Annotated in this window: 17 protein-coding genes and 1 other annotated feature; of the genes, 8 read left to right on the top strand and 9 right to left on the bottom strand. The window is 41.7% G+C overall.

All coding sequences use genetic code 11. The features are described 5' to 3' along the window. Position 1 precedes the first annotated feature (1 nt). The 5 genes from K1I44_RS02745 to K1I44_RS02725 form a co-directional block, all read right to left on the bottom strand. Positions 2–772, bottom strand: coding sequence for an ABC transporter ATP-binding protein (locus K1I44_RS02745; protein WP_003398018.1), 771 nt, complete (start codon positions 770–772; stop codon positions 2–4). A gap of 223 nt (positions 773–995) precedes the next feature. Further along, complete coding sequence (gene mbcS / locus K1I44_RS02740; RefSeq protein WP_219985188.1) at positions 996–2570, bottom strand: acyl-CoA synthetase MbcS; 1575 nt, start codon at positions 2568–2570, stop codon at positions 996–998. Between the two features lie 134 nt (positions 2571–2704). Then, positions 2705–2896, bottom strand: coding sequence for an alpha/beta-type small acid-soluble spore protein (locus tag K1I44_RS02735; RefSeq protein WP_003398020.1), 192 nt, complete (start codon positions 2894–2896; stop codon positions 2705–2707). Positions 2897–2957: 61 nt separating this feature from the next. Next, entirely contained in the window at positions 2958–4151 is a 1194-nt protein-coding gene (gene thiI / locus K1I44_RS02730; protein ID WP_003398021.1) for a tRNA uracil 4-sulfurtransferase ThiI, read from the bottom strand. After that, entirely contained in the window at positions 4148–5299 is a 1152-nt protein-coding gene (locus K1I44_RS02725) for a cysteine desulfurase family protein (RefSeq protein ID WP_219985187.1), read from the bottom strand. The genes thiI and K1I44_RS02725 overlap by 4 nt, the downstream gene beginning before the upstream one ends. 177 nt (positions 5300–5476) lie before the next feature. Between K1I44_RS02725 and brnQ the strand changes: the two genes are divergently transcribed. After that, a complete protein-coding gene (brnQ, locus tag K1I44_RS02720) occupies positions 5477–6805 on the top strand; it encodes a branched-chain amino acid transport system II carrier protein (protein WP_219985186.1) in 1329 nt (442 codons plus the stop codon). Positions 6806–6828: 23 nt separating this feature from the next. Here the strand turns inward: brnQ and ezrA are convergent, their stop codons facing one another. Beyond that, complete coding sequence (gene ezrA, locus K1I44_RS02715) at positions 6829–8520, bottom strand: septation ring formation regulator EzrA (protein ID WP_219985185.1); 1692 nt, start codon at positions 8518–8520, stop codon at positions 6829–6831. Between the two features lie 165 nt (positions 8521–8685). Here ezrA and hisJ point away from each other — a divergent pair, with 165 nt between their 5' ends. Both hisJ and K1I44_RS02705 read left to right on the top strand, forming a co-directional pair. Further along, positions 8686–9483, top strand: coding sequence for a histidinol-phosphatase HisJ (gene hisJ / locus K1I44_RS02710; protein ID WP_219985184.1), 798 nt, complete (start codon positions 8686–8688; stop codon positions 9481–9483). Positions 9484–9488: 5 nt separating this feature from the next. Further along, entirely contained in the window at positions 9489–9974 is a 486-nt protein-coding gene (locus K1I44_RS02705; RefSeq protein WP_003398026.1) for a GAF domain-containing protein, read from the top strand. A 30-nt stretch (positions 9975–10004) separates the two neighbouring features. Here the strand turns inward: K1I44_RS02705 and K1I44_RS02700 are convergent, their stop codons facing one another. Then, the gene (locus tag K1I44_RS02700; protein ID WP_255573174.1) at positions 10005–11849 is read right to left on the bottom strand and encodes a sensor domain-containing diguanylate cyclase; all 1845 of its coding nucleotides are present in this window, start codon (positions 11847–11849) and stop codon (positions 10005–10007) included. Positions 11850–12230: 381 nt separating this feature from the next. Here K1I44_RS02700 and rpsD point away from each other — a divergent pair, with 381 nt between their 5' ends. Then, complete coding sequence (rpsD, locus tag K1I44_RS02695) at positions 12231–12833, top strand: 30S ribosomal protein S4 (RefSeq protein ID WP_003398030.1); 603 nt, start codon at positions 12231–12233, stop codon at positions 12831–12833. Positions 12834–12868: 35 nt separating this feature from the next. Here the strand turns inward: rpsD and tyrS are convergent, their stop codons facing one another. Then, on the bottom strand, positions 12869–14128 hold the full coding sequence (gene tyrS / locus K1I44_RS02690; RefSeq protein ID WP_003398031.1) for a tyrosine--tRNA ligase: 1260 nt from the start codon (positions 14126–14128) through the stop codon (positions 12869–12871). Between the two features lie 52 nt (positions 14129–14180). Further along, positions 14181–14405, bottom strand: a binding site (T-box leader). Positions 14406–14543: 138 nt separating this feature from the next. Here tyrS and K1I44_RS02685 point away from each other — a divergent pair. Continuing rightward, entirely contained in the window at positions 14544–17330 is a 2787-nt protein-coding gene (locus K1I44_RS02685) for a transglycosylase domain-containing protein (RefSeq protein WP_219985182.1), read from the top strand. Between the two features lie 29 nt (positions 17331–17359). Here the strand turns inward: K1I44_RS02685 and acsA are convergent, their stop codons facing one another. Further along, positions 17360–19078: an acetate--CoA ligase gene (gene acsA / locus K1I44_RS02680; RefSeq protein WP_035045327.1), complete on the bottom strand. Its 1719-nt coding sequence runs from the start codon at positions 19076–19078 to the stop codon at positions 17360–17362. 167 nt (positions 19079–19245) lie between these two features. Here acsA and K1I44_RS02675 point away from each other — a divergent pair, with 167 nt between their 5' ends. From K1I44_RS02675 to K1I44_RS02665, 3 genes are read left to right on the top strand one after another with little or no spacing between them, the layout of a single operon-like run. Beyond that, entirely contained in the window at positions 19246–19878 is a 633-nt protein-coding gene (locus tag K1I44_RS02675; protein ID WP_219985181.1) for a GNAT family N-acetyltransferase, read from the top strand. Between the two features lie 19 nt (positions 19879–19897). Then, positions 19898–20542, top strand: coding sequence for an acetoin utilization AcuB family protein (locus K1I44_RS02670; RefSeq protein ID WP_003398367.1), 645 nt, complete (start codon positions 19898–19900; stop codon positions 20540–20542). Next, positions 20539–21711 carry an acetoin utilization protein AcuC gene (locus K1I44_RS02665; RefSeq protein ID WP_219985180.1) on the top strand — a complete coding sequence of 391 codons (1173 nt, stop codon included), beginning with the start codon at positions 20539–20541 and terminating at the stop codon, positions 21709–21711. Before K1I44_RS02670 ends, K1I44_RS02665 begins: the two co-directional genes overlap by 4 nt. Positions 21712–21742 lie beyond the last annotated feature (31 nt).

The raw sequence follows: 21742 nt of genomic DNA, 5'->3' as shown, positions 1-21742 counted from the left end.
TTTATACCGCATGTTCCTCACCTAAATACGCCTCAATCACGCGCGGATTTGTTTGTACTTCTCTTGGCGTTCCGTACGCGATTAGCTTCCCAAAGTCTAGTACAGCAATATGATTGGATAAATCCATGACTACTCCCATATCATGTTCAATTAAAATGATCGTTGTCTTTTTTTCTTCATGAATATCAATAATATAGCGCGCCATATCCTCTTTTTCTTCATTATTCATGCCCGCCATCGGTTCATCAAGCAATAATAAATCCGGCTCCATAGCTAATGCTCGCCCGACTTCCACACGCTTTTGTAAACCGTAAGATAACGTTCCGACCGGGACGTTGCGCACATGTTCAAGCTCCAAAAAATCAATCACTTCTTCGACTTTATACCGATGCTCTACCTCTTCTTTTTGAGCTTTCCCCCAGTACAATCCTCCTGCAAGCACTCCTGTTTTCATGCGCACATGTCTCCCGAGCATAAGATTGTCCAATACAGATAAATGTGGAAACAATTCAATATTTTGAAACGCTCGCGCAATGCCTAACGCTGCTCGTTTATGAGGCTTAACATGCGTGATTCGTTCTCCTTTAAAAAAAATGTCTCCTTCCGTCGGTTTATACAAACCGCTAATGCAGTTCAACATACTCGTCTTTCCTGCACCATTCGGACCGATCAACGAAAAAATTTCACCTTCTTTCACTTCAAAAGACACAGAGTCAAGTGCCAATACACCGCCAAAACGAATGGACACATGTTGAACTTTCAATATGCCCACTTCATTCCCCCCTTTTTGTTTATTTCCCTCTTTCGATAACACTTTATGGACATTTTTATATCTTTATGACTTTACAGAGGCAAATTTCAAAAATGTAAGCGTTATCAAAAAGAGGGTTGCAGAAACATTTCTTAATTTTAAGAAAATTCTAAAAGAATGGTACAAAAAATTTTTTTATTCGTCAAGCTTTTTTTCCGCTCCGATTGACTCGGAGCGGAACGTTTTATTTTTGTACAGCTTTCCTTTCACGTTCGCGCAATTCAACGCGGCGAATTTTGCCCGAAGTCGTTTTTGGCAAATCGTCCACGAACTCAATTTTGCGTGGGTATTTATAAGGCGCTGTCAACTGCTTTACATGTTCTTGAAGTTGCGGAATTAAGTCCGGATCGTTTTTATCGACCCCTTCTCGCAGAACGATAAACGCTTTAACTACATGACCACGAATTTCATCTGGACTAGCGACAACTGCACATTCTTTTACAAACGGATGTTTCACTAGCGCATCTTCTACCTCAAATGGCCCGATCGTATAACCTGAACTAATAATAATATCATCACCACGACCTTCGAACCAAAAGTAGCCATCCTCATCTTTTTTTGCTTTATCTCCCGTAATATAATATTCACCACGAAATTGCATCGCTGTTCGTTCCGGATCTTTATAGTAGCACTTAAATAGTGCAGGTGTATCGATATGAACAGCAATGTCTCCTACCTCACCAACCGCACAAGGTTCTCCGAATTCATTAATGATTTCAACACGATTCCCCGGTGTCGGTTTCCCCATAGATCCTGGCTTAATTTCCATCCCTTTCATAACCCCAACAAGCAACGTGTTTTCAGTTTGTCCATATCCATCGCGAACTTGAACACCAAAATACCGCTCAAACGTATCAATCACTTCCCGGTTTAACGGCTCCCCGGCAGATACAGCGCTATGCAAGTGCGGCAGCTTATATTGAGAAATCGTCGGCACCTTCGCCATAAGACGATATTCGGTTGGTGTACAACAAAGTACATTGATACGGTACTTCTCTAGCAGATGCAAATATTTTTCCGGCTCAAAGCGACCATGATACACAAAACCTGTCGCCCCGCATCCAAGCGTTGATAAAAACGGGCTCCATACCCACTTTTGCCATCCAGGGCTCGCTGTTGCCCAAACAAGATCCCCTTCTTCAATACAGAGCCAATTTTTCGCTGCTGTTCTCAAATGAGCATATGCCCAACCGTGCGTATGCACAACCCCTTTCGGATTCCCCGTCGTTCCCGATGTATATGATAAAAACGCCATATCATCTCGGGATGTTTGCACAGTAACAAACATATCGTCTTGCTTTGCCATTTCGTCATGTAAATCGAGCCACCGCTCAGTCGAGCCCCCGACAGAAAACGTGATGATGTTTTCCATTCCTTCAATTGGAACAAATTGTTCAATATATGGATAATAAGCTACAATTCCTTTGACTTCCCCATGTGAAATTCGGTATTGTAAATCTTTCGTGCGCAACATTTCAGAACTCGGAATGACGACAAGGCCAGCCTTCAACGCTCCAATATATACCGCATACGCCTCTAACAAACGCGGAAGCATAACGAGCACTTTATCTCCTCTTTGTAATCCACGACTAACGAAAGCGTTTGCAATTTTGTTCGCCTGTTTCATTAGCTGAACATATGTAATCTCTGTCGTTTCCCCCGCCTCACTCTCCCATTTCAAAGCAATCCTTTTGGAATCGCTCGCATACTTCTCGAATTCATCTGTTAAATTATACATTTCTGGTGCAATTAAATTCATTTTCCTCTCCCCCTACCATATCATTACAAAAAAAATTATACAAAAAAATGGCGCAGTTTTGTATAACTTTTCTAAAAATTTTTAAAAAATAAAAAACTCGGTAGAATAAGCCCTACCGAGTTTTCGATCTATATTTATTTTTGACTGCTCAATTGTTGTTCCGCCATTTTCACGAGACGTTTTGTCATCTCGCCACCAACAGAACCGTTTGCTCGCGCAGTTGTATCTGGACCTAACTGCACACCGAATTCTTGAGCAATTTCGTACTTCATGTGATCAAGCGCTTGTTCTACACCAGGGACGAGCAATCGATTTCGATTTGCCATCTGTTTTCACCCCCTCGCAACGATAGGTTGTGCAAAACAAATGGGCTTTATACATGGTCTCCTAAAAGAGCTCGTCCAGCTGTTGATCAGGTCTCAACGTTATCGTTTCAACGCGGGCAACGGTCTCTGCAATCATCTCATCTAGTGGTAAAAATTGTTCATAATGAATAACTTTTTCTTTTTTCGGCTTTGTTTTCGGTGCTTTTGGAGTAAAAATTGTACAACAATCTTCATACGGCCGAATGGAAATATGATGCGTCCCAATTCGTTCAGCAAGCGAAATAATTTCCGTTTTGTCCATTGAAATGAGCGGACGGAGAATTGGGGTTGTTGTGACGTCGTTGACAACAACCATGCTTTCAAGCGTTTGACTAGCCACTTGCCCTAAGCTCTCCCCTGTCACAATAGCCAATCCATTTTCCTTTTTGCGAATTTCATCTGTAATGCGCAACATAGCACGCCGCGTCGAAATGAGCGAATAGTTTTCGGGAACTTGTTTATAAATAGCTTGCTGTAGCTCTGTAAACGGCACGATATGAAGGCGAATCGTTCCTCCAAACTCCGTCAAACGTTGCGCTAAATCAATGACTTTTTGTTTCGCTCGTTCGCTCGTAAATGGCGGACTAAAGAAGTGGACAGCCTCAATTTGTAACCCGCGCTTCATCGCTAAATATCCAGCTACCGGGCTATCGATTCCACCAGAGAGCATCAACATCGCTTTTCCGCTCGTACCAACTGGTAAACCACCTGCTCCTTGCACATCGTATGCAGTAATGTATGTTCCTTCTTTTCGCACTTCGACACGAACATCAATGTCTGGATGATGGACGTCGACTGTTAAACCTGTTGTATTTTTCAACACATAACTGCCGAGTTCGTAGTTTAACTCATTTGTTGTTACAGGAAATTGTTTATCCGCCCTTCTTGCGGATATTTTAAACGTCTTTCCTTCATGTGGGAATTGCTTCACAAAGAAAAGCGTCGCTTCTTTTATCTTCTGTAAGTCGCTGTCTGTTTTTAACGCTAAACTTAATGATTGTATGCCGAACACTTCACGCAATTTTTCAATAACAGGTTGCGGTGGCGTTTCATGTAAGCGAATGTACATTCGATCGCGTGATGCTTCAATTTCAACATTTGGAAAATTTTTTAACTTTCTCGCTACATTTCGCTTTAAACACCGTACAAATTGTAAACGGTTTTTTCCCTTTGTCGACATTTCACCGTAACGGACTACAATATGATCGTATGTCATTTCGTTCCCCTCGCTACTATTTTTAATCGTTCGTATGCACGTTTCATTGCTTCGATCATGATCGGAACATGTTCCATCCGTTGTTCGTATGACAAACTAATACGAATCGAGCGTTCTGCTCGCGCTTGTTCAACTCCCATCGCTAACAATGTTTTGCTCGGCGCCTTTTTACGCGACGAACAAGCCGATGTTGTCGATACATATATGTGCTGTTTTTCTAATTCATGAACAAACGCCTCTGATTTAATTCCTTCCAGTGAAAAGTGAATAATATGCGGAGCAGAGTGATCGACTGGTGTATGAACAACAATGCCTTCTATCGTCTGTAAATGTTCGATGATGGCTCGCTTCATCTGCTCGAGTTGTGCAGACGCTTCGCTATATGTTTCAATGGACAATCGCAATGCTTTCGCCATCGCAACAATGGCAGCGACATTTTCTGTTCCCGATCGCAGTTGCATCTCCTGCGCCCCACCTGATAAAAGAGGTGAAAGACGTACGCCTTCTCGAACGTACAAAATGCCTGCTCCTTTTAGACCGTGAAATTTATGCGCCGATGCCGTATATAAATCAACGTTTGCCTGTTTCAAATGAAGTGGTACTTTCGCCGCACCTTGCACCCCATCAACATGAAATAGCACTTTCGGATATTTTTTTAACAACATGCCAATTTCTTTAATTGGTTGGATAGAACCGACTTCATTATTTACATGCATAACAGAAACGAGAATTGTATCGTCACGCAACGCTTGCTCAATGTGCAACGGCGAGACAATCCCACGTTCATCAACAGGTACATATGTAACTTGAAACCCAAGTTGTTCAAGCTGTTTGCATGCTTCTGTTACAGATGGATGTTCAATCGCCGTTGTAATGATATGACGACCACGTTTTTGATGTTGCCAAGCCACCCCTTTAATCGCTAAATTGTTTCCTTCCGTCCCACCTGATGTAAAAATAATCTCGGTTGGTTTGACGCCAAGCAGACGTGCAACTTGTTCTCTTGCTTGCGTGAGCAATCTCTCTGCTTGCATGCCTAGTCCATGTAGCGACGAAGGATTTCCAAAATGGTCGCTGGCTACCTTCAAAAATGATTGTAATACTTCTGGAAACGGTTTTGTTGTGGCGCTATTGTCCAAGTACATCATCGCCCTTGCCTCCATTACGTTCGTATACAAACAGCCTTCTTATATTATCACATCTTTATTCAAAAAAGAAATAATCAAAGAATATTTTAAAGATTGAAACTTTTGATAAAAACGACAAAATTTTTATTTTGTATGGTAGTATATAGGCTGGTACGGAGACAACAAAGGAGGATCAGCATGTCGAAAAAAGATTTAATGGCTGTCGGTTTTATGTTATTTGCTTTATTTTTTGGCGCTGGTAACATGATTTTCCCTCCAGCTCTCGGGCAAGCAGCAGGGGAAAACATGTGGCTTGCCATCGCAGGTTTTTTAATTACCGGTGTCGGATTGCCAGTTTTAGCAGTAAGCGCGATTGCAAGAACAGGGAACGACTTGCAACAATTAGCTAGTCGAGCACATCCAGTATTTGGTGTCATCTTTACGGTCGTTATGTATTTAGCCATCGGTCCGTTTTTTGGCATTCCGCGTACAGGAACTGTATCATTCGAAATTGGGGTAACACCGTTTTTGTCTGAAACTGTCGATCGCTCATTAATGCTAGCTATGTATACGGTTGTTTATTTTGTCGTATCGCTTTGGTTAGCGTTAAATCCATCAAAATTAGTTGACCGAATTGGCAAGTTGTTAACACCTCTTTTACTCATCGGTCTTACTTTATTTTTTGTCAAAAGCATATGGACGCCTATGGGAGACATTCAATCACCAACGGATGCATATGCAAACGCTCCGTTTTTTAAAGGGTTTGTTGACGGATACTTAACGATGGATGCCATTGCGGCACTCGTTTTTGGTATCATCGTCATTCAAGCCATTCAACAAAAAGGAATTACAAATAAAAAACAATTAACGAAGCTTTGTATTCAAGCCGGGCTCGTTGCTGCTTCTGGATTAACGCTCGTGTATGTATCGCTCGCTTTTATTGGAGCATCGAGCGTACAAGCTATCGGTTATCGCAATAACGGCGGCGAAATCATTAGTCAAGCCGCGACCTATTTATTCGGTCAAGCGGGTACAATCATTTTATCGATCATCATTATGCTTGCGTGCTTAACGACATCAGTTGGTTTATTATCTTCTTGCGCAAGTTATTTTTCGAAAATTTCGCCAAAGCTTTCCTATCGAATGCTCGTCATTGTCATGAGCGGCTTTAGCGCATTCATCGCAAATGTCGGTTTAACGAAACTCATTTCGTTATCCGTTCCAGTGCTTATTATTATTTATCCATTAGCCATTACCCTCGTCGCCCTATCGTTTCTCCATGACTATTTCGGGGGAAAACAAACCGTTTACATCGGGGCGCTCGCTGGTACGTTTCTCGTTAGCATCGTTGACGGACTGAAGGCAGCAGGATTTGATGTATCGTCCATCTTACATGTATACGAAAAAACATTGCCGCTCTTTGAACAAGGAATCGGCTGGCTTACGCCGGCACTCATTGGCGGGGTCATCGGTTTATTACTAAACAAAACAAATCATGTCACACGTACCGAGAGAAAAGTAAGTTAAAAAACGAGTGAAAGGACATCCTTTCACTCGTTTTCTTTTAGCCACTCTCGAATACGTTCAAATGCCCCTTCCTCCACTTGTTCGACCACAGCGATTGCTTTTTGTAATGCCAGTTCGTATTCGTATCTTCGAAACAGTTGTTCAGCTTCGTCTAATCCTTCTTTTACCGCCTGAAAACGTCGACGATAGCGGTTACCATACTGTATAACCCTTTCTGCTAATTGGGCTTGTTCAATCATTTCTTTTGTTTGATCATACACGTTTTGCACAAAAACGATCGCCTCGTCTAACGCTTGATGAACCGCCTCCATATTCAATGGTTTTCCATCTAGCGTAAGGGAAACGCGTGTTAAGCTTTCGCGTGCTTCACTCACTTGTAACATATAAGACTCTGGCAAACCTGGGAGCTTGCTTTTTTTCACAAGCCGAATCGCTTCCGATAACTGCTTTTTCATTTCCGACAGCTTCTCGCGCGCCGCTAATTCGTCTTTGCGTAACGCATATAAATGCTCGCGAAACTGGGCATGCTTCTCTTTTACTGTAGCAATTTGCGCTAAAATTTCTTCAAGCTCTTCACGAATAAGCGAGTAAGCTAAACGCTCCTCGGCCATTTTCGTTTGGATGAGCATAAAACGTTTCATTAGTTGTTGTACTTGCTTCTCGATTTGTCGATATTTATCTAAGTCGCTTTGCGACAAATGATAGCTTTGTTGCACAAATAACGTTTCATCACGCGTTTCTTTCGTTTCTTCTTCCAAATCGTAAAGCGTTTGTTCGATCTTTTCTGTTTCATCATGAACGAACCGTTCAGCGTACACTTCTTTTTCCAATAAGTCGTACAACGTATCGACATCTTCTTGTGTTTCACGAAGAAGCGCTTCTGCTTCATCGACTTCAAGCTCTTCTAATAATGAAAGTACTTGAGACACTTTTCCCCGAATCGCTTCAACTTCTTTATCAACCGGAAGATGGTCAAGCACATACCCTTTGTCTAACAGTTCACGATACCCCTCGACAATGTTGTCGAGTTGCGCAGGAATTTCAATTTGTGCGTCGCTTAATAAAAGCGGAATTTGTTCAATAAAACGGTTCAATTCATGTAGCTCGTTTTGAATAACCACTACGACTTCGCGAGCAGCCAAATAGTTCCCTTCTGTTGTTAACTGTTCAAATGTTTGAAATTGGTTTTGAAGAGCATTTAATCGCGCCTCAAGCGCAACTTCTGTGCAACCAAATGCATGACGTTGAGTCAGCATCGCTTTTTTTACTTGACGATACTTTTCCTTCAGTTGCTCAATTTCTTCTCGATTTTTCTCTTCGCTTCCCACTAACTCTTGCAGTTCAAGTAAAATGCGTTGAATGCTTCCTTCAATATCTTTCAGTTGTTGCTCCGTTTGTTGCAACGCATCTTTCGCTTTCATAAATCGGTATTTGACAACCGCTTCCTCAATGTCGAACAACTTTTCCTCTATATTTGGCAGCTGAACAGCAACAATATCGTCCCACTCATTGCGCCATTTTTCAAACAGCTGCTCTGTTTCCCCCATCATATTTAACGATTTAATTTTAGACAATTCCTCTGGCACAGGTCGATTCATCAAGGAAATTTTCCATTGTTCTAATTCGTCAATTCGTTTGTATAAACGTTTTCGATGCACATATGTATATGTAAGTCCTCCGATGACGAGGAGCGCACTAATCGCTACAAATTCCATAATGGGCCTCCTTGTTGTCAATCTTTCTTTTTTTATGGAGAAGGCATTTTCTTTTCAATGATTTTATGATACCATGTTAGCAACATTTTTTGAGCAAAAATTTTAATTTTTTTCCTAAAAAACGTGATTTTTGTCGAACTGTGCATGCAAAAAGGGGGGAAAAACGTGCGCGATGGACATATTCATACACCTTTCTGTCCTCACGGGAGCAAAGATGCGCTACATGAATATATTGAAAAGGCTATTTCGCTCGGCTATACAGACATTTCGTTCACCGAGCACGCACCGCTTCCGACAGGGTTTATTGATCCCACCCCTTATCAAGATAGCGCGATGAAAAAGGAACAACTAGCATCATACGTATCAATTTTACAGTCATTAAAAGAACAGTACGAAAGACATATTCGTATTCGCATCGGGCTCGAAGTTGATTTCATCGTCGGTTATGAACGAGAAACGACAGCATTTTTAAATGAAGTTGGCCCACGATTAGACGATAGCATTTTATCTGTTCATTTTTTAGCTGTCGGCAACGGCTATATGTGTGTTGATTACAACGAGGAGATGTTTGGTGAAATCGTCGCCTCGCTCGGTTCCGTTGAACAAGTGTACGACGCATATTATAACGCTGTGTTAGCGTCCGTTGTTGCGGACTTAGGACCGTACAAACCAAAACGGATCGGTCACATCACGCTCGTTCGAAAGTTTCATCGGGCATACCCGTGTGAATATGATGCATCTAACATCATCGCACGCATTTTAAAAGAAATGAAATCCCGCCAATTAGAGCTTGATTATAACGGGGCCGGAGCAGTAAAACCACTTTGTCTAGAGCCTTATCCACCCCATTGGGTCGTCAAAAAAGCATTGGAACTTGGCGTTCCGCTCGTTTACGGCTCGGATGCCCATTCAGTCGCTGGACTTCATCAAGGGATTGAACATATGTTGATGTATAAGGAGTGAAAAACATGTTTCATACACAAGCATACACAGGGACAAAAGAAGAAAATTACGCGCTTGTCATCGAGCAATTACAAGCTTTAATTTCAGATGAAAAAAATGTGATTGCTAACTTAGCAAATGCTGCAGCTTTATTGAATTACTTTTTACACGACATCAACTGGGTCGGTTTTTATGTAGCAGAAGGAAACGAACTCGTTCTCGGACCTTTTCAAGGGCTCCCAGCGTGTGTACGTATCCCGTTCGGCAAAGGCGTGTGCGGAACTGCAGCTAATGAGAAAAGAACGGTGCGCGTCGCAGATGTTCATGCATTTCCGGGGCACATCGCATGCGATGCCGCATCTCAATCTGAAATTGTTGTTCCAATGATCAAAAATGGTCGCGTCATCGGAGTGCTTGATATCGATAGCCCAATAAAAAGCCGTTTCGATGAGATGGACGAACAGTATTTAGAACGGTTTGTCGAAACGCTCGTACACCATCTTGACGTATAAAAGAGGCCGATAAACACGGCCTCTTTTATATTACTCTTGGACAACGACTCGGTTTTTCCCCGTCCGTTTCGCTGTATATAACGCCTCATCGGCACGATTAAATAACTCTTTGACAGAGTCGGCACGATTTTTCTTCCAGTACGATACTCCACACGAAATAGTTACAGGTGGATCGGTTAATTCTCGGACTTTTTGCACAAGCCGATTCGCAATCGATAAACCTGCATGAACCGACACCTTCGGCAAATAAATGGCGAGTTCTTCCCCTCCCCACCGAGCACCGATGTCGTTTTGACGGATGTTCGCTTTAATAATATTTGCTACTTGAATGATGATTTCATCGCCTACTTGATGCCCATACGTATCATTTATTTTTTTGAAATTATCAATGTCTATTAAAATAAATGTGCCTAGACCATCCTCTTCCATCGAGCGTTGGATACGTTCATCTAAGTAATGGCGCGCATATAAGTTTGTTAGCCGATCCGTAATCACCATACGCTCTAGCTCTTCACGCAACGCCGCGTTTGTAAACGCCAATGTTGAATGATGAATGAGCGACTGCAACAACTTAAACATATCAAATGAAAAGTGGTACGCCTCTTCATGTAATACAATGGCGACACCTTTCATCATGCCGCGCATCATCGGCACAGCCATAAGTGAACGAAATCGCTTCGTATGGTCGCTATGAATTTTTACATCTCCTAAAAATAAAGTATCACGAGCATTTTGAATACGGCGGAAAACGAAATCAACATATATTCTCGCTTCCTTTGATTCGAAAAACGGCGTACTTCCAGGGAGTACTTTTCGCTCTTTTTCTTGCAAAAGAATAAAACCGACTTCCTGCGCATCAAATGACGTTTTGATTTTCTCAATCATAAACTTTAATGCGTCTTGGAATCGTAAATTCGTATTCAAATGATGGATCGTCTCGTTAATGAGTTGCAAATCGGCAATTAACCGTTTAGACTGCTCGTATAGCTTAGCATTTTCTAATGCGCTACCGGCCGTATTTGCCAGCAAGGAGATGAAGCGGATTTCCCTTTCTGGCAACTCCATCACCGTTGGGGCGATCATCTCAATTACCCCGTAAATTCCTTGCGCTCCTTTAATGGGTGCATAAATGACGGATCGTTTATGAACGAGCGAATCATGGAGCTGAATATGTCCAGTAACATATGCTTGCATCGCCCCCATATGCTCGTCTTCGTTTTCAAACGTAAGCAGTTTGATCGGCAAATCGCGATCTGTTGTACTATCGTATGATAAAAATAGATGGCACGTAAACGCCGGATACACGTCCTTTAACGTTTTCACAATTTCTTCAAGCACATCACCAATATTCATCGAGGCATGAATTTTTGTTGCCGCTCGATGCAACTGTTCATATCTTTTTTCCTCACTCAATACTTCAGACACTTTACGAATACGGGCAAACACTTTTAAAAAATCGTGTTTCATTTGTTTAATAAACGATGTTGGTAACATATCCCGCTCATGTATTCGAAAACGAACGAGACTGCATGAATCTTCTGAAAAATACACCCCGAACTGCACCGTTTTAATCTCGCTTCCGTCATCAATAATCATAACGTCATCAAACTGTTCTTTTAGATGACTATCAAATGGAATCGAGGCATGTTCCTGACGCTGCTTAATCATACAGTCAGTCGTCACTTCAGGCTCAAAAGCATGTTTAAACGGGTTAAGTACGTAAAAGGTGACATCTAACAAATGAAACTCTTTTTGCAATAAGGTGATGAGCGCTTGAATGATGCGAGGTAAATCTGTAAAATCTTCTTCAGTCAAAAACCAGTCAAAAAACTTTTGTTTAAATATGGCATATTGATCGCGTTGTTGAACGTTCATTTTCTCCACTCACCCGCACATACTTCCTCTCTTTATATGTATGAACCATATAAATAAAAAAATGAAAGTTTCTGTCATATTTCTAAAACCGAGGACCTATTGATTATATCATACCATAATCCTTACCATAAAGACTATACAAAAATGATTGACTCAGACGTAAAAAAAAATTATAATAGCCTTTGTGTAAAATATTGCAGCCTTTGTGCTCACATTTGTATGTCCATTTTGTTCCCCGTAGAGAACATTCGTCTCTAACTGGAGGCTGTATCGTGTAACTCTCAGCTGCTAGGGCGAGGATACATGAAAACAAAATGGCGATAAATAGTGAGGCACGACTGTTTTTATTTTACCAAAAATAAAAACAAAGGAGGAGCATTTATGGCTCGTTATACAGGTCCAACATGGAAAATTTCTCGCCGCCTTGGCATTTCATTAAGCGGCACAGGTAAAGAATTACAAAAACGTCCTTACCCACCAGGTCAACATGGTCCAGGACAACGTAAAAAATTATCTGAATATGGCATGCAACTTCAAGAGAAGCAAAAGCTTCGCCATATGTACGGTGTCAATGAACGTCAATTCCGTAAAACGTTCGAAGAAGCAGGAAAAATGGCTGGTAAGCACGGTGAAAACTTCATGATTTTACTTGAGTCTCGTTTAGACAACCTTGTTTACCGTTTAGGTTTTGCGCGCACTCGCCGTCAAGCTCGCCAATTAGTAAACCATGGTCACATTTTAGTTGACGGCAACCGTGTGGATATCCCATCTTATCGCGTGAAACCAGGTCAAACAATTTCTGTTCGCGAAAAATCTCGCAACCTTCAAATTATTAAAGAAGCGCTTGAAGTAAACAACTTCGTACCTGACTACTTAACGCTTGATGCAGACAAATTAGAAGGTACTTACACTCGCTTACCAGAGCGTTCTGAATTACCTGCTGAAATTAACGAAGCATTAATCGTTGAGTTCTACTCTCGTTAATAAAAAATCCTCTCTGCCGAAGCAGAGAGGATTTTTTATGCGTAACGAATTAAATAATATTTTTTCTTACCGCGCCGAATAATTGTAAAGCGACCTTCAATGCGATTTGCGTCTGTCATGACTTTATTCACATCTTGCACACGTTCACCATTTACGTAAATGGCTCCATTCGTTACATCTTCACGCGCTTGGCGCTTCGATGAACAAATACCGCTTGCGACAAGCAAATCAACAAGCGCCACTTCCTGTTCATGACATACATACGATGGGACATCTTTAAACCCTTGTTCAATTTCATTCGCTGTTAATTTCGCTACTTCCCCGCTAAAGAGCGCCTCAGAAATATTAATCGCCTGTCGCAACGCTTCTTCTCCGTGAACGAGACGCGTCATCTCAGCAGCTAACGCTTTTTGCGCTGCCCGTTTTTCTGGCGCTTCAGCTGTTTGCTTTTCCAATTCGATAATTTCTTCATGTGATAAAAACGTGAAGTATTTCAAATATTTTACGACATCACGGTCATCTGTATTAATCCAAAATTGGTAAAATTCATATGGGGATGTTTTATCAGCATCAAGCCATACTGCTCCACCTTCCGTTTTCCCAAACTTCGTTCCATCCGCTTTCGTTACGAGTGGGACAGTTAATCCAAATACTTTGGCATCTTCTTCTGTTTTTCGGATGAGCTCTAACCCTGCTGTAATATTCCCCCATTGGTCACTTCCACCAACTTGCAATTTACAACCATACATTTCATATAACTTTAAGAAATCGTATGCTTGCAAAATCATATAGCTAAATTCTGTAAACGAAATTCCTGTTTCCAATCGTGATTGAACAGACTCTTTCGCAAGCATGTAGTTAATACCGAAGTTTTTTCCAACGTCACGCAAAAAGGTAATGACATCGAGCGATCCGATCCACTCGTAGTTATTCGCAATAATCGCTCGGTTATTTTCTTTTTCAAAATCTAAAAAACGACTTAACTGCTGTTTAATTCGTTCACTGTAATGAGCGACTGTCTCTTTTTCATTCAATTTTCGCTCCGCTTTTTTCCCACTCGGATCCCCAATGAGCCCCGTCGCTCCACCGACGAGCGCAATCGGTTGGTGTCCCGCCTGTTGAAAGCGACGCAACATTAAGATCGGAAGCAAATGACCGATGTGCAAACTATCCGCCGTCGGATCAAAACCGCAATATACTTTTACTTGCTCTTCTGATAGCAATGCTTTCAGACCTTCTTCATCCGTCATTTGATTAATTAAACCGCGAAATTGTAAATCTTGGAGCAAATCCATTGCAATCACCCTTTCTAGTCTATAGTCACAACAAAAAAACTCGTCCTTCACATGAAGGGACGAGTTTATGTCGCGGTACCACCCTACTTAGAGAACGCCTATGTTCTCTCACTTCATTGCCATAACGGTCGACACCGTCTTTTGCTACTTGGCGCATGCCGTTCGCAAAAGATGCTCCCGGAGGTAATTCATGCTCATCTATGCGCTAGTTCGCACCAACCACTAGCTCTCTGGTCGCAGGGAGATAAGCACTACTCATTCCGATCATCGCTCAATTATTTACATGTCGGTATATCCTCTTTTATCATAAAACATTCATCGTTGTCAAGATATTGAAACAAATTTAGACATTTACCGATATGAAAAGACAAATTATGATATAATAATGAAAATACAATACGGATGGGAGGTCACTATGTCTGAAAAACAAGTCCGATTTTCTTGGCAAAAGCTATGGCGCCATTTCACAATTACATATGAAGTCATTTGGAACGTATGTTTAATTATATTTATTGCTAGCTTATGTGCGTTCAGTTTTGCCTTTGGTGTCGGGGCCGGGTATTTCGCTTCGCTTGTGAAAGATGCCGAACCGATTCCTTACAAAGAAATGAAAAAAGATATTTATAACTACGAAGAAACGACACATATTTATTTTGCCAATCATCAATATCTTGGTTATTTTCGATCCGATTTAGAGCGAGACGAAATTAAACTTTCAGAAGTGTCCCCTTATTTCATTCAAGCGATTATCGCGACAGAGGATGAACATTTTTATGAGCATAAAGGGGTTGTACCAAAAGCAATTATACGTGCCATTTTTCAAGAAGCAACAAATTCCTCAACACGTAGCGGTGGGAGTACATTAACACAACAGCTTGTTAAAAACCAAATTTTAACAAGCGAAGTATCATTTGAGCGAAAAGCAAAAGAAGTATTACTTGCTTTACGGCTTGAGAAATTTTTTTCAAAAGATGAAATTTTAGAGGCATACATGAACGTCGTACCTTTCGGAAGAAACGCATCTGGACGAAATATTGCTGGCGTTCAAGCTGCCGCAAAAGGCGTTTTCGGTGTTGATGCAAAAGAATTAACATTGCCGCAAGCTGCATTTTTAGCAGGATTGCCACAAAGCCCGTTTCGATATACACCATTTACGAGTGAAGGGGAGTTAAAAAGCGACTTGTCCCCAGCCTTAAATCGTATGAAAACGGTGTTAGCACGCATGAAAAAAGCAGGGTATATTTCAAAAGAGCAGTATGAGGAAGCGCTTGCATATGACATTACGAAAGATTTTGTTTCTTCCTTACCTTCTCCAGTAGAAAAATACCCGTGGTTAACGTTTGAAATTGAGCGTCGTGCAAAAGACATTTTTATTGATTTACTAGCCAAAAAAGATGGCTATGAACGGCAAGATGTGCGTTCGAACGATCAACTATATAGGGAATATGCAGAAAAGGCTGAAAAACAATTACGACAAAACGGTTACACGATTTACACAACGATCGACAAAGATATATATGAGCGCATGCAAGCAATCGTAGAAAAATATCCTTACTTCGGAAGCGATACACTCGTACGAAAAAAAGACGAAAAAACAGGACAAATCGTTTCCGTACGTCAACCGGTAGAAGTCGGTGCGATGCTCATCGAAAACAAAACGGGACGCATCATTAGCTTTGTTGGAGGAAGAGATTATAAACGCGAGCAGCTAAATCATGCGACACAAGCATATCGCTCAAACGGATCAACGATGAAGCCCCTTCTTGTTTATGCACCAGCAATGGAAATGGGGATCGTTCAGCCAGGGTCTGTTATTCCAGATATCGATGTAGAAATGTCGACGCCGCAAGGGCCGTATCGTCCGAAAAACGCAGATGGTCAAACGCACGGTTTAACATCTGTTCGCCATGCACTCAAAAAATCATATAACATCCCTGCTATTCGGACGTATGCACGCATCATCGACCAACGCCCTATTTCATATTTAGAGAAAATGGGATTCACAAGCTTAACAACCGGGGACGCAAGCCATTTAGCGCTCGCGCTAGGCGGCTTGACAAAAGGGGTAACGATAGAGGAAAACGTCAATGCATATGCGACATTCGCAAACGGCGGAAAGTTCGTTGACGCCTATTTAATTGAAAAAATTGTCGATAAAAACGGCAAAGTCATATATGAACATGAACCAAAACAAGTCGAAGTATTTTCGCCGCAGACAGCTTACTTAACAATTGATATGATGCGCGATGTCATTCGCTCAGGCACGGCCGCCTTTTTGAACGGTAAGCTAAAGTTTTCAGCTGACTGGGCAGGAAAAACCGGAACGAGCCAAAATACGAAAGATGCTTGGTTCGTAGCAACAAATCCGAATGTTACATTCGGTATATGGATGGGATATGATACACCAAAGCCGCTCGAAAAAAGTTATAAAGGACTATCGTATTCCCAAAGAAACTTACTACTATGGGCGCAATTAATAAACGGGGCATACGACATTCGTCCAGAGCTGATTGCGCCACAAGAGCGATTTCACATGCCGGGTGGCATTGTACAACGTTCATATTGTGCCATTTCCGGATTGCTTCCGTCAGAAACGTGCAAACGATTCGGACTTATAGAAAGTGATTTATTCAATACCGCTTTCGTACCGAAACAAGAAGATCGGTATTTAGTGAGCGGGGCTTTCGTCGAATTGAACGGAGAACGATACGTTGCGCTTCCATCAACACCGAGGGAATTTACAAAAGAAGGCGTAATGATTGACGGTTCATTGCTTGAACAATGGGGAATTCAACATATAAAAGATATGAGCCAACTGCTTCCTCGAAACGACAAGTGGAAACATGTATTTGTAGCAAAAACACTTCAAGAAAACGGTAAAAAACCAGATCCACTTGCAGTGCAACAAAAAGGAGCAACGCTCGTCTGGAGCGAACATCACGAACAAGACGTCATTGGTTATCGAGTATATTACGCGTCATCCGAAACAGCTACGTTTCAAGTCATCGCAACAATACGTACAGGAGAACAAAAAAGCATACCGTTAAAACAAGGAATATATTATGTTACTGCTGTCGATATCGCTGGATTGGAATCAAATCCGTCAAATATCGTTCGTATGTTACCTGCAACACTACCCGAGCAATCAACCAATGAACAACCGATAGACATACCGACCGAAGAGCAGCCATCGACTAATTAAAAAAATCGGGCCGAGCCCGATTTTTTTAATTAGTCTTCCATTGTTGACAAATCGCCTGTCGGCAAGTTTAACTCCCAAGCTTTCAACACGCGACGCATAATTTTTCCACTTCTCGTTTTTGGCAACTTGTCACGAAACTCGATTTCACGCGGTGCAGCATGCGCTGCTAAGCCTTTTTTCACAAAGTTACGAATATCTTCTTTTAATTCTTCTGACGGCTCGTACCCCTCGCGTAAAGCTACAAACGCTTTAATAATTTCACCGCGCACTGGATCCGGTTTTCCGATGACACCTGCTTCTGCAACAGCTGGATGTTCAACGAGTTTGCTTTCTACTTCAAACGGACCGACACGCTCTCCTGCTGTCATAATTACGTCATCAATTCGTCCTTGGAACCAGAAATATCCGTCCTCATCCATATACGCAGAATCACCAGATACATACCAATCACCTGGCAAGAAATATGACTCATATTTTTGTGGATTGTTCCAAATAGCGCGCATCATGGACGGCCAACCCTTTTTAATCGCCAAATTCCCCATGCGATAAGGCGGCAACTCATTCCCTTGATCATCGACAATCGCAGCTTTTACCCCTGGAATCGGCTTGCCCATCGATCCCGGTTTAATTTCCATACACGGATAGTTGCAGATGAGCTGGCCTCCCGTCTCTGTCATCCACCATGTATCATGAATGCGACGGTTGAACACTTTCATTCCCCAGCGAACAACTTCTGGATTGAGCGGTTCACCAACACTTAAAATATGGCGAAGTGAACGCAAATCATATTTTTTCACAAGCTCGTCCCCAGCACCCATCAACATACGGAATGCTGTCGGTGCACTATACCATACTGTCACACCATAGTCTTCAATCGTTTTGTACCACGCTTCTGGGTTAAATCGTCCCCCTACAATGACGTTTGATGCTCCGCAAAGCCACGGACCGAAAATACCATATGATGTTCCCGTTACCCAACCTGGGTCAGCTGTGCACCAATATACATCGTCCTCTTTTAAGTCTAACACCCATTTTGCTGTTTGATAATGCTGGATCATAGCGTTATGCACATGCAATACACCTTTTGGTTTCCCTGTTGAACCAGATGTATAATGTAAAATGAGACCGTCCTCACGTCCGACCCACTCAATATCGAAATGTTTGCTTGCGGCATTCATCCGTTTTTTCAAATCAAAAAATGGGCCTTCTTCTTTCACATCATCCCCGACTAAAAATACGTATTTTAATGCCGGCAGTTCATTGACAGGCACTCGCGGCAACAGTTCAGGCGTTGTAATGATCACTTTCGCTTCACTATCTTCTAAACGATCACGTACCGCCCCTTCCATGAACGCTTCAAAAAGAGGTCCAACGATCGCACCAAGTTTAATAGCGCCGAGCACAGAGAAATATAATTCTGGTGAACGAGGCATAAAAATAAAGACACGGTCGCCTTTTTCAACATCAGCCACTTCTTTTAATACGTTAGCTACTTTGTTTGAATATTCTTTCATTTCTTTAAACGTGTACTTTTCTTCTCTTGTCGCATCACGATAGTAAAGAGCGACTTTGTTTTTTCGAAACGTTCCTACATGGCGATCAATTGCTTCATACGCCATATTCACTTTTCCTGTTTCGTACCAAGAAAAGTTTTTCTCTGCCTCTGACCAGTCAAACGTTTGATACGTTTCTTCATAGTTTTTCAAATTAAAATCCCCTTGAATGACTGGTAGCGTTTCCACTTTAATCATCCCAAACTCCCCCTTGTTTGAAGTCTTTACACTCGTATTATATTATACTATAAACAATTTCTCAATTTTTAAAAAATTTTCATTTATGTTTATTATGAAAACGATTTAATTTTTATTTTTTTATGTATAATTGAAATGAGATCATTTCAGTAGGCGGTGGGGCAATGGAGCATAAAAAAACATATAACGCAAAACAGTTAAAAACACCGAAAGGAACGTTAATTATTGAGGGGCCGATTTCTCCCGAAAAACTAGCTAGTTATGAATTTCATCACGATTTAACAGCATTTCGTCAGCCGCATCAACAACATCAAGCGCTCATTGAAATTGCTGGCCTTCCAGAAGGACGAATCATTATCGCTCGCCACGGTCATACGATCGTTGGCTACGTGACTTTTTTATATCCTGACCCGCTAGAAAGATGGTCGCAAGGGAAGATGGAAAATTTAATCGAACTTGGTGCAATTGAAGTTATCCTAGACTTTCGAGGCTGCGGTGTCGGAAAAAATTTGTTGAAAGTTGCCATGATGGATGATGCGATGGAAGATTATATCATTATTACAACGGAATACTATTGGCATTGGGATTTAAAACGAACGGGTTTAAACGTATGGGAATATCGAAAAGTAATGGAGAAAATGATGAACGCAGGCGGACTCGTCTGGTACGCAACGGACGATCCAGAAATTTGTTCACATCCAGCTAATTGTTTAATGGCCCGAATCGGAAAACGCGTCGATCAGCAATCTATTCAAAAATTTGACCAATTACGCTTTATGAACCGCTTCATGTATTAAAAACAAAGGGGATGGGGAAATGATTGTCGAACAAATGATGAAAACGGATGTTATCGCATTAAAGCCGTCAAACACAATTGGTGATGCGCTAAATATCGTCAAGCAAAAAAACATTCGTCACTTACCTATTGTCGATGATGAACAACATGTCATCGGCATCGTTACCGACCGAGATTTACGCGATGCAAGCCCGTCTATTTTCCACGCGAACGAACATCTCGAAGATTTGCAAAAACCGTTAAGCACCATTATGAAAACAAACGTCATTACAGGACATCCACTTGATTTTGTCGAAGAGGTCGCGGCTTTGTTTTACGAACACCGCATTAGCTGCATGCCCATTGTCAAAGAAAATAAACTTGTCGGCATCATTACAGAAAGCGATTTGTTGTACACACTTGTGCAACTGACAGGGGCTCACCAACCTGGATCGCAAATCGAAATTAAAGTGCCGAATCGGGCAGGAATGTTAAGCGAAGTCGCTTCTGTTTTCCAAAAACGTAACATCAATATTTCAAGTGTTCTCGTCTATCCTGATCAAAATGAAATGTATAAAGTACTTGTTTTTCGTATTCAAACGATGAACCCGATGGCGATTATTCATGATTTAAAGGCACAAGGATACGACGTTTTATGGCCGAACTTGCCGGGGGTTTCATCATGAGTAAAAATAGCGTATTTATTTATTCTGATGCATTCCAAACATACAAGTTCCATGATCGCCATCCGTTCAACCAACTGCGCGTCAAACTCACGTACGACTTATTACAGACGCTGGGCGCGCTTCATGATTCACAAATTGTAGCACCACGTCTAGCAACAGACGAAGAGCTAGCACTTGTTCATGATACCGATTACATTGAAGCAGTAAAAAAAGCAGGAAGAGGACAACTGTCAGAAGAAGTTGCCCTCAATTATGGATTAGGTACAGAAGATACACCCATTTTTCCAAATATGCATGAAGCGAGCGCTCTTCTTGTTGGCGGAACATTAACAGCAGTTGATTACGTACTTTCCGGCAAGGCTGAGCATGCGCTCAGTTTAGGGGGAGGGCTCCATCATGGATTTCGTGGCAAAGCATCAGGTTTTTGCATCTACAATGATAGCTCTGTCGCCATTAAATATATGCAAGAAAAGTACGGTGTGCGTGTTTTATATGTGGATACAGATGCCCACCATGGCGACGGGGTGCAATGGACGTTTTACGATGACCCAAATGTATGCACGTTTTCAATCCATGAAACAGGACGTTATTTATTCCCTGGTACAGGAAATGTTAATGAACGAGGACAAGGAAAAGGATATGGCTACTCTTTCAACATTCCCGTTGATGCGTTTACAGAAGATGAGTCGTGGTTAGCAGCATATACAGAAGCGCTAATCGAAATTGCTGACTTTTTCCGTCCGGACGTCATCTTAACTCAAAACGGAGTGGACGCACATTATTATGATCCATTAACACATTTGTGTGCAACGATGCGCATTTATCGTGAAATTCCAAAAATCGCGCATCAAATCGCTCATCAATATTGCAACGGCCGTTGGATTGCGGTCGGAGGAGGAGGGTATGACATTTGGCGCGTTGTTCCACGCGCATGGGCGTTATTATGGCTTGAAATGACAGAACAATCCGATATTTCTGGAGCTTTACCGGAGGAATGGGTCGCTCGCTGGCAACGGCATGCCCCCGTTTCTTTACCGCTCAAGTGGGACGATCCAGAAGACTTATATCCACCTATTCCGAGAAAGGCTGAAATTACAGAAAAAAATGCCCAAACTGTCATGAAAGCACTCCATCCAATCCGAAGCAATAAACAACGGTTAAACTTATAACAAAATAAAAAGGGTGTTCCGAAAGTAGCGA

Origin of the sequence: Anoxybacillus sp. ST4, from assembly GCF_019448545.1 — a bacterium.
Classification (GTDB): domain Bacteria; phylum Bacillota; class Bacilli; order Bacillales; family Anoxybacillaceae; genus Anoxybacillus; species Anoxybacillus pushchinoensis.
Note: the sequence above shows the minus strand (reverse complement) of the source record. Positions and strands in the feature narration are given on the sequence as shown.

Excerpts from the sequence above, each read along its gene's own strand:
- mbcS (WP_219985188.1), bottom strand. The coding sequence starts at position 2,570 with ATGAATTTAATTGCACCAGAAATGTATAATTTAACAGATGAATTCGAG.
- K1I44_RS02735 (WP_003398020.1), bottom strand. The coding sequence starts at position 2,896 with ATGGCAAATCGAAATCGATTGCTCGTCCCTGGTGTAGAACAAGCGCTT.
- thiI (WP_003398021.1), bottom strand. The coding sequence starts at position 4,151 with ATGACATACGATCATATTGTAGTCCGTTACGGTGAAATGTCGACAAAG.
- K1I44_RS02725 (WP_219985187.1), bottom strand. The coding sequence starts at position 5,299 with ATGATGTACTTGGACAATAGCGCCACAACAAAACCGTTTCCAGAAGTA.
- brnQ (WP_219985186.1), top strand. The coding sequence starts at position 5,477 with ATGTCGAAAAAAGATTTAATGGCTGTCGGTTTTATGTTATTTGCTTTA.
- ezrA (WP_219985185.1), bottom strand. The coding sequence starts at position 8,520 with ATGGAATTTGTAGCGATTAGTGCGCTCCTCGTCATCGGAGGACTTACA.
- K1I44_RS02705 (WP_003398026.1), top strand. The coding sequence starts at position 9,489 with ATGTTTCATACACAAGCATACACAGGGACAAAAGAAGAAAATTACGCG.
- K1I44_RS02700 (WP_255573174.1), bottom strand. The coding sequence starts at position 11,849 with ATGAACGTTCAACAACGCGATCAATATGCCATATTTAAACAAAAGTTT.
- rpsD (WP_003398030.1), top strand. The coding sequence starts at position 12,231 with ATGGCTCGTTATACAGGTCCAACATGGAAAATTTCTCGCCGCCTTGGC.
- tyrS (WP_003398031.1), bottom strand. The coding sequence starts at position 14,128 with ATGGATTTGCTCCAAGATTTACAATTTCGCGGTTTAATTAATCAAATG.
- K1I44_RS02685 (WP_219985182.1), top strand. The coding sequence starts at position 14,544 with ATGTCTGAAAAACAAGTCCGATTTTCTTGGCAAAAGCTATGGCGCCAT.
- K1I44_RS02675 (WP_219985181.1), top strand. The coding sequence starts at position 19,246 with ATGGAGCATAAAAAAACATATAACGCAAAACAGTTAAAAACACCGAAA.
- K1I44_RS02670 (WP_003398367.1), top strand. The coding sequence starts at position 19,898 with ATGATTGTCGAACAAATGATGAAAACGGATGTTATCGCATTAAAGCCG.
- K1I44_RS02665 (WP_219985180.1), top strand. The coding sequence starts at position 20,539 with ATGAGTAAAAATAGCGTATTTATTTATTCTGATGCATTCCAAACATAC.